This is a genomic window from Mesorhizobium sp. M8A.F.Ca.ET.165.01.1.1 (assembly GCF_004792065.1).
Taxonomy (GTDB): Bacteria; Pseudomonadota; Alphaproteobacteria; order Rhizobiales; family Rhizobiaceae; genus Mesorhizobium.
Genome location: NZ_SRTH01000009.1, coordinates 1 through 13651 on the forward strand (window position 1 = coordinate 1; position 13651 = coordinate 13651).

The window sequence follows — 13651 nt, forward strand, 5'->3', positions numbered from 1 at the left end:
AGCTAGCCACCGGCAGCGGAGCCGAAACCGCGACTTCATCAGGCAGTCCTTCACATTGCTCGATATTGAAAACGGTGAAGCGCTTGAGGAAAGGGATCGCCTGGGCATCCTCGCCTGTCTCGCGAGCGCGCTTCCTCTCATGATCCGGGACAAAACGATCGGCATAAACGACCGTTGTCCCACGTTCGCCTTTGCGGACGTTCCCGCCGAGCGCGACAGACTGTCGATAGGTTAGCCAACTCTGCGTTGGGAACCCGCGTTCGACGACGGCACCCCAGAGGATAAGCACGTTGATCCCGCTGTACGTACGATGCGTGCTGGCATTCTTAGGCAAGGAAAGCGACGCTTTTGCCGCGGAAGTCCCCCATGGCTGAACCCAAGGAAAACGACCCGCTTCCAGTTCGGCAATTATCTTGCCAGTGATGTCGTCGTAGAGATTGGACCGGTCGGCGACGGCATGGTTTCGATTGTTCCGGACAGACATCGCGGTTCTCCGCGACGGGCGCCGAAGGCCTTTCCTTCCGCTTTTAACCCGTCGTGAAAACCCGACCCTCCTCTCACTCTCCGTCGGGAGAGCCCTCTGCTCTCCCGACCAAATGCGAAAAAGGGCGTACAAGGCGGAAGCCCCGAAATGTCCGTGAGCGGGAATAAGTCAGTTCGGTGCTGGAGCAGGTTCGTGGGCCTGAGACCGGTTCAACAGGGCGGCCGAAGGAGCATCAGCATAGCGCCGCCGTGAGGCGGGATGCGGGACCGACAGCCCCCGGCGAAGGGCGCCATATGAAACTTTGCTCGCTAACTTCAGCGCAGATCAGGAAGCGAGCCGTCGGGCATGACGCATGGTCGATCCGGGCCACAGCTACTCCTCACCGGCCGATATCCACGAAATCACCGCCCGGCATACGCTTGCCGGCTTTCGCCCTTTCCACCCGTGAAGGCTATCGGCTTCAATTGTCTGCTTAGCGAAGGAGGAATGGCGTCATGACAGGTCCCAGGGAAAGTGAACTAAAGCGGACGATCCGCCGCAAGCAGCTGCGCGAAATCGTACCTCTGGCCGACAGCACAATCTATGAAATGGAACAACGCGGGCAATTTCCACGACGTTTCGCTCTCACTCCTCGGTGCGTGGTTTGGGATCTCGCCGAAGTAGAAGCCTGGCTCAAGGCCCGCAGGGCAGTTCCGATCTCCCGTGCGAGTCCTCCTGATGTGCGTTTACGGAAAACCTCTCCTGTCAGAGCGCGAGATCGGGCACAAATGCCGCAAGCATAGTGGGACGAGCGCCACGGTGAGGTCGATGATCAATCCGTTCGGGTAAATTTGCCGCTGCCGCGGACACATGGCGCCGCAAAGCCCCCTGGCCACGTCACTCCAATGCCTGAATGCAGCTCCCGGGTACGCGTCCAAGAAACCAGATTGAGCGGTCGCGAACGTCGAAAGCGCTGCTCACCCGACATCTGAGACATCTGTCATGACCATCCATCCTGCCGAAGATCAGCGATGGTCATGCCGGCACGATCACGTCGTCCCCATGATGCCGATGATGATCAGGATCAATAGCGCGTTCGGCTTGCTGCTTACGATCGGCATGATGCCGTCTCAAGTTACGAAGCGTCACACTCTTGAAAACAGCCATTATATGAGCTATTTTTTTCACAATGGCTCTAAACAGCTAATTTGTGAGGCGAAAATGATCGACCTGAACGATCTTGGCAATGAGATCAAGAATGCCAGAAAGCAGCGTAAGCTGACACGCGAAAAGCTCTCTGAACTCTCCGGCGTCAGTCGGGCGAGGATCGAAGCGCTTGAGAACGGCAGGGTATCCGACATGGGTTTCAAAGGCGTGCTCACGCTCATGAACATTGTAGGGCTCGATTTCCGACTGACGACCTTCAACAACAAGCGGCCCACACTCGAAGACATCTTGGAGGAAGACGATGCTGCGCGTTTGGGTGGGTAGCAAGCCAGTCGGCGTCCTGGACAGATCCGGCAAGCGTGGTTCGACTTTCGTGTACGATGTGAAGACCGATGGTCCTGACGCCGTGTCGCTCACAATGCCCAAGCGGACCGAATCATGGAATTCGGAGTTCGGGCTCCTTCCCATTTTCGACATGAACCTTCCCGAGGGGGCACTTGAAGGGAAGATCAGGGCGGCCTTCGCGAAGGCATTGGGCCGGTTCGATGACATCGACCTGCTGGCCGTTGTCGGCCGGTCGCAGATCGGCCGTATCCGCTTCACTGGAATGGAAGAGGAACTGGTGGAGGACGTCCCTTTCCGAAGCATTGACGACTTGCTGCGCGCTCGTCGGGCCGGCGATCTCTATAACGAGCTCCTGGAAACATACGCAGTCCATTCAGGGGTCGCCGGAGTGCAGCCGAAGGTCCTGGTGCGAGCCAGGGAGGATAGTCCGTTGGACGGACGCCAGTCGCTCAACGTCCGCGGAGCTACCCACATCGTCAAAATGTGGGATCCCGACGAGTATCCCGAATTGGCAGCAAATGAGTTCTTCTGCCTTATGGCAGCTCGGGAAGTTGGCCTCGAAGTGCCGGACTTCCGGCTATCCGAGGATGGTCTTGCCCTGGTGGTCGAGAGATTCGACCTGACCGACAGCTCGTACCTCGGATATGAGGACTTCTGTGTGCTGAACGGCGTGACCAGCAAGGACAAGTACAACGGAGGGTATGAAACAAAGCTCTTTAGGCGGATCAAGGAATTCGTCTCTCCCGAAAATGCCGTCGGGTCATTGGAAGCCGCTTTCCGCCTGTTTGTGATCAACTGCGCCATCCGCAATGGCGATGCACACCTGAAGAATTTCGGCGTCGTCTACAAAGACGCGGAAAGTCCGGTACGGCTGGCTCCCGTGTATGACCTCATCACGACTAGGGCCTACATCAAGAACGATGCCATGGCGCTTACGCTCGACGGCACCACTGCCTGGCCCGACCGAAAGAGGCTTGACCGGTTGGGCGTCACCCGCGCGAACCTCCGACCGGGGCGCGTAGCAGAGATCGTGGAGCAGACCTGCGACTCGCTCTCAGACGTTTCGGGAAGGGTGAAGGCCTATTTTGAAGGATCCCGCTTCCCTGAGGTCGGCGAAGACATGCTTAGGGAATGGCAGGCCGGAGTGCGCTCGCTTTGCGAGGGAAAGACGATCCACCTGATGGGGGTTTTGGACGAAACACGAGCAAACGACTAAAATATCAGCTCTTTCAGGGAAATCAGAATATAATAGCTAGTATTTAAGCTGTTCAGACCGAGGTGCGCTAGATTCCACCGCTGGCTTGCAGTCCATCGCCAAAACCAATTCTCCGCGCGTTCAGACCGGCACGGGCTCGTTCAGTCAAAGCGCCGGATCGGGCGCCAGGATCGGCAGCGACGGCGGAACGAGCGTCGGCAGGTACCTCTTGCCATCCACCCAGGCATCAATGATGTCCGACCATTCCTGCATCATATGGCGGCGCTGCACCTCATATTCGGCTTTGTTGTAAACGCCACGCGACGAGCGTCCGTCTTCGTGCGCCAAGCACTTTTCTATCCAGTCGCTGTTGAAACCAAGTTCGTTCAGCAGCGTCGAACCTGTCCGCCGCAGGTCGTGAACCGTAAACGGCTCAAGGGGCAGCCCCTCCATCTTGGCCCGTTCGACGACAGCATAGGTCACGCGGTTGAAGGTCGCGCGCGACATCGATGCATCCGCGTCATATCGAGACGGCAGCAGATATCTTGAATTGCCTGCACAGGTCTTCAAGGCGATCATGATGTCGAGCGTCTGGCGCGACAGATAGACGTTGTGCGCCTTCGAACGCTTCATCCTCTCCTTCGGGATCGTCCAGACTGCGTTCTCAAAATCGACTTCGTCCCAGACGGCGTCCTGCAGCTCGCTCTTGCGCACCATGGTCAGGAGGTAGAGGCGCATCCCCAAGCGGATGGTCGGAAGCGTTGCGACATGCTCGAGTTGCTTCAGCATCACTCGAATTTCTGAAGGGGTGAGTGAGCGATCCCGTGGAACGAAGTTGGCGATGGAGGCCGGCCCTACGTCGTCAGCCGGATTGGCGACCTTCTCGCCATGAAGAACCGCGAAGCTGTAGATCTGCTTGAGGATATCGCGCACGTGGATCGCTGTGGCAGGAGCACCACGATCAACGATCTTGCCGCAAAGTACCCTGAGGTCGTCAGGCGTGATTTCCGTCAGAAGGCGGTTCCTCCAGACCGGGAGCAGTTCACGTTCGAAGATTGAACGCCGCATCGCGCGAGTGCTGTCGGCCATGGGTCCGGCAGTCAACCACTTTTCACCGAACTCGCCGAAGCTCTTTGCCTCCTTGATACGGCGCTTCTCCCGCTGCTTCTCAATCGCAGGAGATCGGCCGTCGCGAATGTCTCGTCTTGCATCGAGGCACCGCTCTCGCGCCAGGGCAAGTGAGATGCCGTCGCGTCCGTATTTGCCCAGGTAGACAGTCTCCCGACGGCCGTTGAGCCTGTAATCCAGCCGGAATGAGATCGCGCCACTCGGCATGACGCGAATGTACATGCCATCGCGGTCCGCAATCTTGTAGATTTTATCTTTTGGTTTCAATGCCTTGAGGGCTGTGTCCGTCAGCATTCCTGCTGCCTCCTGAAAAGTACCGTCAGCGCAATTTCGGGGGCTCCTGGCAGGGATTTCCTATTGTCTTCAATAGGTTAAAACGAAAAAAGTACCGTCACGAGCCTCATTGGTCGTGACGGTACTTTGAAAAATTGGTGGGAGCAATATGGGCGAGGTCCGTCAGGCGGACCGCCAGCGCCAAAACCTGCCTGCCGATAGATGCCGAATGTCTTAGAGAGGATTTATTTTTGATTTCAATGGCTTGCGTCGAACTACAGCGTATTTTCGGCGGCGTTCGGATAGGCCTGAATCATTCCCACTCGATTGTCCCAGGCGGCTTCGAGGTGACGTCATAGACCACGCGGTTAATGCCGCGCACTTCGTTGATGATGCGGGTTGCGGCGGCACCCAGGAAGGCCATGTCGTAGTGGTAGAAGTCAGCCGTCATGCCGTCGACCGAAGTGACGGCGCGCAGCGCACAGACGAATTCGTAGGTGCGGCCGTCGCCCATCACGCCGACGGTCTGCACCGGCAACAACACGGCGAAGGCTTGCCAGATGGCGTCATAGAGGCCGGCCTTGCGGATCTCGTCGAGATAGATGGCGTCGGCCTCGCGCAGGATCTCCAGCTTCTCGCGCGTGATGCCACCGGGACAGCGTATGGCAAGACCGGGGCCTGGAAACGGATGGCGGCCTATGAAGCTTTCGGGCAGGCCGAGCTCCTTGCCCAGCGCCCTCACCTCGTCCTTGAACAGTTCGCGCAGCGGCTCGACCAGCTGCATGTTCATGCGCTCCGGCAGACCGCCGACATTGTGGTGCGACTTGATCGTCACCGACGGGCCGCCGGTGAAGGAGACGCTCTCGATGACGTCTGGATAGAGCGTGCCCTGCGCCAGGAAATCGGCACCGCCGAGCTTTTTCGCCTCTTCCTCGAACACCTCGATGAACAGCCGGCCGATCGTCTTGCGCTTCTTTTCCGGGTCCGACTCGCCTTCCAGCGCGGTGATGAACTTTTCCGAAGCATCGACCAGGATCAGCGGCAGATTATAGTGCTGGCGGAACATCGCCACCACACCGGCGGCCTCGTCCTTGCGCATCAGGCCGTGGTCGACGAGGATGCAGGTGAGCTGATCGCCGACCGCCTCGTGGATCAGAAGGGCGGCGACCGAGGAATCCACGCCGCCCGAGAGCGCGCAGATGACCTTGCCCTTGCCGACCTGCTTGCGGATCGCCTCGACCGCGTGCTCGCGGTAGGCGCGCATCGTCCAGTCGCCTTCGATGCCGGCGATGTTGTGGACGAAATTCCTCAGCAGCCTCGCGCCGTCCGGCGTGTGCACCACCTCCGGATGGAACATGATGCCGTACATCCTGCGCTCGACATTGCCGAAGATGGCGAAGGGCGAGCTTTCCGATTTGCCGAACACCTCGAAGCCCGGTGGCAGGGCGATGACGCGGTCACCATGGCTCATCCACACCTGATGGCGCTGGCCGGTCGCCCACAGGCCCTCGAACAGCGGGCTGTCCTTCTCGATCTCGACGAAGGCGCGGCCGAATTCGCGATGGTTGGAGCTTTCGGCGACGCCGCCCATCTGCACGCACATGGCCATCTGGCCATAGCAGATGCCAAGCACCGGCACGCCGGCGTCGAAGACGATCTGGGGCGCGCGCGGGCTGCCGATATCGGATGTCGAGGCCGGACCGCCGGACAGGATCACCGCTTTCGGATTGATGCGCTTGAATGCCGCCTCGGCCGACTGGAACGGCACGATCTCGGAAAACACGCCAGCCTCACGGATGCGGCGGGCGATGAGCTGCGTAAACTGGCTGCCGAAATCGACAATCAGGACGGTGTCGGGGTGATTGGCTGTTGTCATGGCGAGCGTTTAGAGAAAGAAACGAGTCTGCGCAATGGGTTGCGTAGCCTGACTTTCAGACTGGTCTGGGCTGATCGTCGGATGAAGCCGCCCGCAGCAAACCCGAACCGATCGCCTGTTCGAGGCGCATGACGGCGTCGGCCAGCTTCTCGTCGATGACATGGAGATATTCGGTCCAGTCGCCGACGTGCCTCAGATCAGCCGCACCGTCGGAAATGCCGCGCAGCCCGATGAGCGGGATGTCGAACAGCTGGCAGGCACGCAAGCAGGCGAAGGTTTCCATGTCGACCATGTCGGCGGCGATCGCTTCGTACGCCGCGCCGGTAATGATGGCGCCGCCGGTCGACAGTGTCGCCTGCTTGATTTCGGGAATACGCAGCGGCAGCGGTACGGTCACCGGCAGGTCGAGAAACGGCGTGGCGCCCTTCTCGAAGCCCAGCGGCGAGGCATCGATGTCGCGATAGGCGGCCGAGACCGCCTGGTAGATTTCCGTCTGTTCCAGGGTCCGGCTGCCGGCCGAGCCGAGCGATACGACAAGGTCCGGCAATGCTTTTGCGGATTTCAACCAGGAAAGCTCGGCACCCAGCCGTACGCCGGCTTCGACCGGCCCGACACCCGTCATCAGCGGGGTGAACAGCCGCTGCAAATGCGGGCCGTATTCGGCCTTCGCCGCCATGACGAAGAGGACATCCTTGCCACCAATTCGCACGACGTTGCCGGTCATGATCTGCTTCTCCCTGTCCCGGCCCTTCGCTATGGCTCCGGGCGTTCGCCGCTCGAAAAGCCCATTTGGGGGCTTTTTGTCCGCTGCGCGGACCGCTCCTCACCCTGCTATGCCGTCGCGACCGACCACCGTCATCATCGTCCCGGTCATGGTGGCGATCAGCTTGGCCTCACCGTCGGCGGCGAAGGCATAGGCCTGGCCGTCGGCAACGATGATGGTGCGGCCGGGTTTGGTCACCGACCCGCGGAACAGAAAGCGCTCGCCCCGGCCCGGCGCCAAAAGGTTGACCTTGAACTCGATGGTCAGCACGCCGGAATTTTCCGGCATCAGCGAGAACGCCGCATAGCCGCAAGCCGAGTCCAGCGCCGTCGAGATGACCCCCGCATGCAGGAAGCCATGCTGCTGGGTCAGCGCCGCCGAATAGGGCATCTCGATCTCGATGATGCCGGGCGTCACCAATGTCAGTTCGGCGCCGATCGTCGCCATCGCCTGCTGGCGCGCGAAGGACGCCCTGACGCGATCCTCATAATCCGGAGCCGGTACGATCTTCGCTGCCATCGCCATTGCCTTCACGTTTGCCGGGAAAGCTTATCGCAGAGGCATAAGCGGCAGGCAAATGCTTTTGCTGCACTGCAACAAAACGACATCGAGGCGTCCTGGGCTGCGGACTCATGAAAGCGAAGCGACAATCTGATGGCCGCCAAGGCCATGCTCGCGCACGCGAGCACAATCGCTCACGCGAATGTCGCAATTGAGCGCCAGTTCGGCGCATCTCATGTCGACCCTCTCACCACGCCCGGTACAAATTATTGGTCAGGTCAGTTGGCTCAAGGAGAATTTGCATGCGTGGTCACTGCTTATGTGGCGCTATTGCTTTTGAAGTCGACGGCCCGGCACAAGCATGCGTGGTCTGTCATTGTGAAAGTTGTCGGCGGCAATGTTCCGCGCCGATGACCGCCTACATTGGCGTCCTGGAAGGCCAATGGCGATGGCTAAGCAAGCCGCCAAAGGTGTTCAACTCTTCTCCCGGTGTGGAAAGAACATTTTGCGATCACTGTGGTACGCCGCTGTCCTTCCGCTCGAAGAAGATGTCCAATGTCATGCATTTTTTCTCGGCAGCGATGGAGGAGCCGGAAAAATTCGCACCGACGCTGCATGTCGCTTTTGAGGAGAAGCTCCCTTGGTTGAAACTCGCCGACGGCCTGCCGACACGGTTTGGGCCTGACTATACGAAAAACTAGTTCAACCAGAGAAGCGAAGCGTTGAGCAGAGTGGCGAACGCCACCCATGCCGCATACGGCGCGAACAGCCAGCCGGAAAGCCGATCGCGGGTCGAGACACTCACAATGAACAGCACGATGCTCGCGAGAAGAAACACGATGACGACCAGAGCCAGTTCCATCATTTTCGCGCCGAAGAAGGTTGGCGACCATAGGAAATTCAGCACGAGCTGGGCGCCCCAGATCTTCATCGCAGTGCCCGCCGGCTCTCGCCGCCATGTCCGCCAGCCGGCCACGGCGATCAGCACATAGAGCAGCGTCCAGGCCGGCGCGAAGGCCCAGTTGGGCGGATTGAAGGAAGGCTTGGCCAGCGATGCATACCAGGCACCCGGCAAATTGGCGTAGCCGATCAGCAGGCCGCCGCCCAGCACCAGAACGAGAAAAAGCAGAAGCGACGGATATCTTTGCAAGACCTTACCCCATGGCGGCCCGACGCCGCGCATCTGCAAGTGGGGCGCGGCCGGCACCTGTCAACGGCAGCGTCAGTTCGCCCGGCGCATGGCGCAGAAGTAAAATCCGTCAGTGCCGCTCAGCGCCGGCGAGAGCGAAATGCCACCCAGGGCACCGATCCGCATCGCGGCGGCATGGCCTGGAAAGTGGCTGTCCCAAAGCTGGCGATGATCGACCGAGGCAAAGCCGCCGTGCCGCTCGCGAAACGCGGCGACCTGTTCGCCATTTTCCTCGTCGAACACGGAACAGGTGATGTAGACCAGCAGGCCGCCGGGTTTGACATAGGTTCTGGCGGCATCGAGGATCGTCGACTGCTCGCCCTTGCGGGCGTCGAGTTGTCTCTGCGTCAGCCGCCATTTGGCGTCGGGACGCCGCCGCCAGGTGCCGCTGCCGGTGCAGGGCGCGTCCACCAGCACGATGTCCATATGATTGGCGAGCGGGGCAAGCTCGGCCGGCTTGGTGGCGACCTGCACATTGCGGTTTTCCGAGCGGCGGATACGGTCGAAGATCGGCGCCAGCCGCGCCTTTTCGGCATCGTGAGCGAAGATCTGACCGTGATTGCCCATCGCAGCCGACAGCGCCAGCGTCTTGCCGCCGGCGCCGGCGCAAAAGTCGAGCACCTGCATGCCAGCCGTCGCGCCGGCAAGCGCTGCCGCAATCTGCGACCCCTCGTCCTGGACCTCGAACCAGCCTTTCTGGAAGGCCGGCTCGGCCTGCACGTTCGGGTGTCGGCCGTCACCGTCGATCGGCGGGATGCGGATGCCGTAGGGTGCGATCCGTGCGGCGCTGGCACCGGTCTGCTTCAGTTCGGCCAAGACCTTGGCGCGATCGGCCTGCAGGGTGTTGACCCGGATGTCGAGCGGCGGACGCGTGGCAAGTGCTGCGCCCTCCTCGACCCATGTCCCGCCAAAGGCCCGTTCGAATAGCGGTTCGCACCAATCGGGTATGTCGGCGCGAACCGCGGGCGGCGCATCTGCAAGCCGGCGGTCTGCGATTGCCTGGAGTTCCGTGGCGCTCAGCAGCGGCGGCGCGAACTTGTCACCTTCGAGCGCAGCGTTGAGCGACTGCCCCGTCTGACTCCATTCGAGCAGCAGCGCCCCGAAGCCGATGGCACGCGGCGTGTCTTCGCCCAGCAACCAGCCGGCGGAGCGTTTGTGGCGCAGCGCGTCGTAGACGATGTTGCCGATCGCGGCGCGATCACCACCGCCGGCGAAGCGATGCGACAGGCCCCAATCCTTCAGCGCATCGGCCACAGGCCGGTGACGCCGACCAATGTCCTCCAGCACTTCGATGGCCGCAGCCAGCCGTCCGCCCAGTCGCATTCGTCATTCCATCAAATCGAGCACATGAATCCCAGGGCCTGCTCTTAGAGCCTTTCACGTCCGGATTGAACCCCGCTCCATCGCGCACCGTCGAGACACCGCCGACCAGGCCCAGCGGATCTAGCCGACCAATAAATCTCCCCGGTTCGCGAAAGCAGATCGATCAATAGATGAAAGGTCTCTAATGTTCGTAACTGGCGACTGCAAGCACGGCTTGTGGAGCAACCGCTCTGCTTTCCAAGTTTTTCGGTTGGGAATACTCTTGCCGCCATGATTCGCGGCGCGGAAACCGTGGACCGGCGGATCGTCACGAGGAGAGGGCAATGAAGACTTATCTGGCGGAAGTTCTAGGCACATTTCTGTTGGTGTTCATCGGTACGGCGTCCGTGGTGACGGGCGGCTTCGGCGGCGCGCTGCCGCTTGGTCAGGAGGGCATCGGCCTGGCATTCGGCATCGGCCTCATCGCAGCGGCCTATGCGATCGGCCCGATTTCGGGCGCGCATCTCAACCCGGCGGTGACGCTCGGCGTCTTCCTTGCCGGCCGGCTGCCCGCCAAGGACGTCATCCCTTATTGGATCGCGCAGATCATCGGGGCCATCATCGCCTCTCTGGCATTGTGGATCATCGTTTCCGGCCAGGCCGGCGGCCACACCGGCGGCTTCGGCGCCAATGGCTGGGACGAGACGAAATGGGGCATGAGCTCGGCGTTCCTGTGGGAGCTGATCGGCACCTTCACCTTCGTCACGGTGATCCTCGGCGTTACCGCTGAAAAGCACTCGACGGCTTTTGCCGGTCTGGTCATCGGCCTGACGCTGGCGGGCATTCACTTCGCCATGATCCCGGTCACCGGCACCTCGGTCAATCCGGCGCGCTCGATCGGCCCGGCGCTGTTTACCGGCGGTGCCGCGCTCAGCCAGCTCTGGCTGTTCATCGTCGCGCCGTTGATCGGTGGCGCCATTGCCGGCGTCGTCGCCAAGGCGCGTGTCTTCGAGAAGGATTGATTTCCGGAGCCCGAATGCAAAAGGCGCGGGCCATGGCCCGCGCCTTTTTCGTACATTCTTAAGTTCGGATCAGGCGGCGATATCAAAGCGATCGGCGTTCATCACCTTGGTCCATGCCGCAACGAAATCCCGGGCGAATTTCTGCCCGGCGTCCCCGGATCCATAGACTTCGGCCAATGCACGCAACTGCGCATGCGAGCCGAAGATCAGATCGGCACGGGTGCCGGTCCACCTGACCGCCTTGGTCTTGCGGTCGCGCGCCTCGTAGACCTCTTCCGAGCCCGGCTCGGAGCCGGCAGCCGGATCCCACACCGTGCTCATGCTGAGCAGGTTGACGAAGAAGTCGTTGGTCAGCGTACCCGGCCTGTCGGTGAACACGCCGTGCTTTGACTGCCCGGTGTTGGCACCAAGCACCCTCAGACCGCCGACAAGCACCGTCAGCTCCGGCGCCGTCAGGCCCAGCAACTGCGCCCGGTCGACCAGCATGGCTTCGACCGACATGGGCTGCTTGCCCCTGACATAGTTGCGGAAGCCGTCGACTTTCGGCTCGAGCGGGGCAAAGGAGTGGACGTCCGTCTGCTCCTGCGAGGCATCCATGCGGCCTGGCGTGAACGGCACCTTCAGGTCGTTGCCGCCATCCTTCGCCGCCTTCTCGACCGCGGCAACGCCACCGAGCACGATCAGGTCGGCCAGCGAGACCTTCTTGCCACCGGTATTGAACTCCTTCTGGATGGCTTCGAGCTTGGCCAGCACCTTCGACAATTGGGCCGGCTCATTGACGGCCCAGTCCTTCTGCGGTGCCAACCGGATGCGGGCGCCGTTGGCGCCGCCGCGCTTGTCGGAGTTGCGGAAGGTCGAAGCCGAGGCCCAGGCTGTCGAGACCAGTTCGGAAACCGACAGGCCGGAGGCCAGGATCTTGGCCTTCAGCGATGCGATGTCCTGGTCGCTGACCAGTTCATGATCGATCGCGGGGATCGGGTCCTGCCAGATCAGCTCTTCCTTCGGCACCAACGGGCCGAGATAGCGCACGACCGGACCCATGTCGCGGTGGGTCAGCTTGAACCAGGCGCGGGCGAAGGCATCGGCGAACTGGTCCGGATGTTCGTGGAAACGACGCGAGATCTTCTCGTAGGCCGGGTCCGCCCGCAGCGCGAGGTCGGTGGTCAGCATGGCCGGCGCGTGACGCTTCGAGGGATTGTGCGCATCCGGCACCGTGCCGGCACCGGCGCCAGCCTTCGGCGTCCACTGATGGGCGCCGGCCGGACTCTTGGTCAGTTCCCATTCATAGTTGAACAAATTGTCGAAGAAGTTGTTGCTCCACTTGGTCGGCGTCGTCGTCCAGGTGACTTCGAGGCCCGAGGTGATGGCGTCGCCGGCAATGCCTGAGGCATGCTTGCTCGACCAGCCGAGACCCTGCGCCTCGATGCCGGCGCCTTCGGGTTCGGCACCGACCAGTGAGGCGTCGCCGGCGCCATGGGTCTTGCCGAAAGTGTGACCGCCGGCGATCAGCGCCACGGTTTCCTCGTCGTTCATGGCCATGCGCGCGAAGGTTTCCCGGATGTCGCGGGCCGAGGCAAGCGGATCGGGCTTGCCGTTCGGGCCTTCCGGATTGACGTAGATCAGGCCCATCTGCACGGCGCCGAGATGGCCGCGAAGCTCACGGTCGCCCGAATAGCGCTCGTCGCCGAGCCACTTGGTTTCGGAACCCCAGTCCACGTCCTGCTCTGGCTCCCAGACATCGGCGCGGCCGCCGGCGAAGCCGAAGGTCTTGAAGCCCATCGATTCCAGGGCGACGTTGCCGGTGAGGATCAACAGGTCGGCCCAGGAAATCTTGCGGCCATATTTCTGCTTGACCGGCCAGAGCAGGCGGCGCGCCTTGTCGAGATTGGCATTATCCGGCCAGCTGTTGAGCGGCGCGAAACGCTGCTGGCCCGCTCCGGCGCCGCCGCGGCCGTCGCCAATGCGGTAGGTTCCGGCGCTGTGCCAGGCCATGCGGACGAACAGCGGCCCGTAATGGCCAAAGTCAGCCGGCCACCAATCCTGCGAGTCCGCCATCACATGGTGCAGATCCTTGATGACCGCATCGAGATCGAGGCTTGCGAATTCCTTGGCATAGTCGAAGTCCTCGCCCATCGGGTCGGACAGGTTCGACTGCTGGTGGAGAACGCCGAGGTCAAGCTGGTTCGGCCACCAGTCACGGTTGGTCCGGCCGGCGGATCCATGCGCCACGGGGCATTTGCCCGCGCTGTTATCGTCGGTTTTCGCGTCCATCTCTCACTCCAATTTTGCCGAGGTTTGATTTTGCCGAGGTTGATTTTTGCCGAGATTTTGGGGGCGGCCGGCGGCCCGCGCCAATCTGGAACGGTTCCAGACTAGGCCACACTGGCGATAAAAACAAATTGCCTTTCCTGTTTATTTCGATAGGAT

Annotated in this window: 14 protein-coding genes; 6 read left to right on the plus strand and 8 right to left on the minus strand. The window is 61.3% G+C overall.

The annotated features are described in order from the left end of the window. Nucleotides 1–484: ArdC-like ssDNA-binding domain-containing protein (locus tag EN808_RS22205; RefSeq protein WP_135916899.1), on the minus strand; the 484-nt coding region annotated here is incomplete at its 3' end. 494 nt (nucleotides 485–978) lie between these two features. Here EN808_RS22205 and EN808_RS22210 point away from each other — a divergent pair. The 3 genes from EN808_RS22210 to EN808_RS22220 all read left to right on the plus strand — a co-directional run bounded on the left by EN808_RS22210 (nucleotide 979) and on the right by EN808_RS22220 (nucleotide 3191). Further along, nucleotides 979–1266 (plus strand): AlpA family phage regulatory protein, encoded by a 288-nt coding sequence (locus EN808_RS22210; RefSeq protein ID WP_135880922.1) that lies wholly within the window; start codon nucleotides 979–981, stop codon nucleotides 1264–1266. A gap of 199 nt (nucleotides 1267–1465) precedes the next feature. Further along, the gene (locus EN808_RS22215; RefSeq protein WP_135916900.1) at nucleotides 1466–1954 is read left to right on the plus strand and encodes a helix-turn-helix domain-containing protein; all 489 of its coding nucleotides are present in this window, start codon (nucleotides 1466–1468) and stop codon (nucleotides 1952–1954) included. Next, nucleotides 1932–3191, plus strand: coding sequence for a type II toxin-antitoxin system HipA family toxin (locus EN808_RS22220; RefSeq protein WP_135916901.1), 1260 nt, complete (start codon nucleotides 1932–1934; stop codon nucleotides 3189–3191). The genes EN808_RS22215 and EN808_RS22220 overlap by 23 nt, the downstream gene beginning before the upstream one ends. A 144-nt stretch (nucleotides 3192–3335) precedes the next feature. Here EN808_RS22220 and EN808_RS22225 read toward each other — a convergent pair whose 3' ends face one another. From EN808_RS22225 to EN808_RS22240, 4 genes are all read right to left on the minus strand, one after another. Then, a complete protein-coding gene (locus EN808_RS22225; RefSeq protein WP_135906793.1) occupies nucleotides 3336–4592 on the minus strand; it encodes a tyrosine-type recombinase/integrase in 1257 nt (418 codons plus the stop codon). 292 nt (nucleotides 4593–4884) lie between these two features. After that, complete coding sequence (gene guaA / locus EN808_RS22230; protein ID WP_127278505.1) at nucleotides 4885–6447, minus strand: glutamine-hydrolyzing GMP synthase; 1563 nt, start codon at nucleotides 6445–6447, stop codon at nucleotides 4885–4887. A 55-nt stretch (nucleotides 6448–6502) separates the two neighbouring features. After that, nucleotides 6503–7171, minus strand: coding sequence for a 5'-methylthioadenosine/S-adenosylhomocysteine nucleosidase (locus EN808_RS22235; RefSeq protein ID WP_127870947.1), 669 nt, complete (start codon nucleotides 7169–7171; stop codon nucleotides 6503–6505). Nucleotides 7172–7270: 99 nt separating this feature from the next. Then, a complete protein-coding gene (locus tag EN808_RS22240; RefSeq protein WP_023686843.1) occupies nucleotides 7271–7729 on the minus strand; it encodes a PaaI family thioesterase in 459 nt (152 codons plus the stop codon). 135 nt (nucleotides 7730–7864) lie between these two features. On the opposite strand from EN808_RS22240, the gene EN808_RS36390 reads away from it, so the two are divergent. Together EN808_RS36390 and EN808_RS22245 are read left to right on the plus strand one after the other, a co-directional pair. Further along, complete coding sequence (locus EN808_RS36390) at nucleotides 7865–8125, plus strand: hypothetical protein (RefSeq protein ID WP_167531250.1); 261 nt, start codon at nucleotides 7865–7867, stop codon at nucleotides 8123–8125. Then, nucleotides 8122–8412, plus strand: coding sequence for a GFA family protein (locus EN808_RS22245; protein WP_245464331.1), 291 nt, complete (start codon nucleotides 8122–8124; stop codon nucleotides 8410–8412). The genes EN808_RS36390 and EN808_RS22245 overlap by 4 nt, the downstream gene beginning before the upstream one ends. On the opposite strand, the gene EN808_RS22250 is transcribed toward EN808_RS22245, so the two are convergent. Beyond that, complete coding sequence (locus EN808_RS22250) at nucleotides 8409–8894, minus strand: TspO/MBR family protein (protein ID WP_127277884.1); 486 nt, start codon at nucleotides 8892–8894, stop codon at nucleotides 8409–8411. The two genes, EN808_RS22245 and EN808_RS22250, sit on opposite strands and share 4 nt — an antisense overlap. A 39-nt stretch (nucleotides 8895–8933) precedes the next feature. Then, nucleotides 8934–10223: an RsmB/NOP family class I SAM-dependent RNA methyltransferase gene (locus EN808_RS22255; protein WP_127277876.1), complete on the minus strand. Its 1290-nt coding sequence runs from the start codon at nucleotides 10221–10223 to the stop codon at nucleotides 8934–8936. Between the two features lie 323 nt (nucleotides 10224–10546). On the opposite strand from EN808_RS22255, the gene EN808_RS22260 reads away from it, so the two are divergent. After that, nucleotides 10547–11224 (plus strand): MIP family channel protein, encoded by a 678-nt coding sequence (locus EN808_RS22260; protein WP_127277877.1) that lies wholly within the window; start codon nucleotides 10547–10549, stop codon nucleotides 11222–11224. Between the two features lie 69 nt (nucleotides 11225–11293). Here the strand turns inward: EN808_RS22260 and katG are convergent, their stop codons facing one another. Then, nucleotides 11294–13495, minus strand: a complete 2202-nt coding sequence (katG, locus tag EN808_RS22265) for a catalase/peroxidase HPI (protein WP_127277878.1) — start codon at nucleotides 13493–13495, stop codon at nucleotides 11294–11296. Nucleotides 13496–13651: the final 156 nt, after the last annotated feature.

Excerpts from the sequence above, each read along its gene's own strand:
- EN808_RS22260 (WP_127277877.1), top strand. The coding sequence starts at position 10,547 with ATGAAGACTTATCTGGCGGAAGTTCTAGGCACATTTCTGTTGGTGTTC.
- EN808_RS22240 (WP_023686843.1), bottom strand. The coding sequence starts at position 7,729 with ATGGCAGCGAAGATCGTACCGGCTCCGGATTATGAGGATCGCGTCAGG.
- katG (WP_127277878.1), bottom strand. The coding sequence starts at position 13,495 with ATGGACGCGAAAACCGACGATAACAGCGCGGGCAAATGCCCCGTGGCG.
- EN808_RS22235 (WP_127870947.1), bottom strand. The coding sequence starts at position 7,171 with ATGACCGGCAACGTCGTGCGAATTGGTGGCAAGGATGTCCTCTTCGTC.
- EN808_RS22250 (WP_127277884.1), bottom strand. The coding sequence starts at position 8,894 with ATGCGCGGCGTCGGGCCGCCATGGGGTAAGGTCTTGCAAAGATATCCG.
- EN808_RS22210 (WP_135880922.1), top strand. The coding sequence starts at position 979 with ATGACAGGTCCCAGGGAAAGTGAACTAAAGCGGACGATCCGCCGCAAG.
- EN808_RS22225 (WP_135906793.1), bottom strand. The coding sequence starts at position 4,592 with ATGCTGACGGACACAGCCCTCAAGGCATTGAAACCAAAAGATAAAATC.
- EN808_RS22245 (WP_245464331.1), top strand. The coding sequence starts at position 8,122 with ATGACCGCCTACATTGGCGTCCTGGAAGGCCAATGGCGATGGCTAAGC.
- EN808_RS22220 (WP_135916901.1), top strand. The coding sequence starts at position 1,932 with ATGCTGCGCGTTTGGGTGGGTAGCAAGCCAGTCGGCGTCCTGGACAGA.
- EN808_RS36390 (WP_167531250.1), top strand. The coding sequence starts at position 7,865 with ATGGCCGCCAAGGCCATGCTCGCGCACGCGAGCACAATCGCTCACGCG.
- guaA (WP_127278505.1), bottom strand. The coding sequence starts at position 6,447 with ATGACAACAGCCAATCACCCCGACACCGTCCTGATTGTCGATTTCGGC.
- EN808_RS22255 (WP_127277876.1), bottom strand. The coding sequence starts at position 10,223 with ATGCGACTGGGCGGACGGCTGGCTGCGGCCATCGAAGTGCTGGAGGAC.
- EN808_RS22215 (WP_135916900.1), top strand. The coding sequence starts at position 1,466 with ATGACCATCCATCCTGCCGAAGATCAGCGATGGTCATGCCGGCACGAT.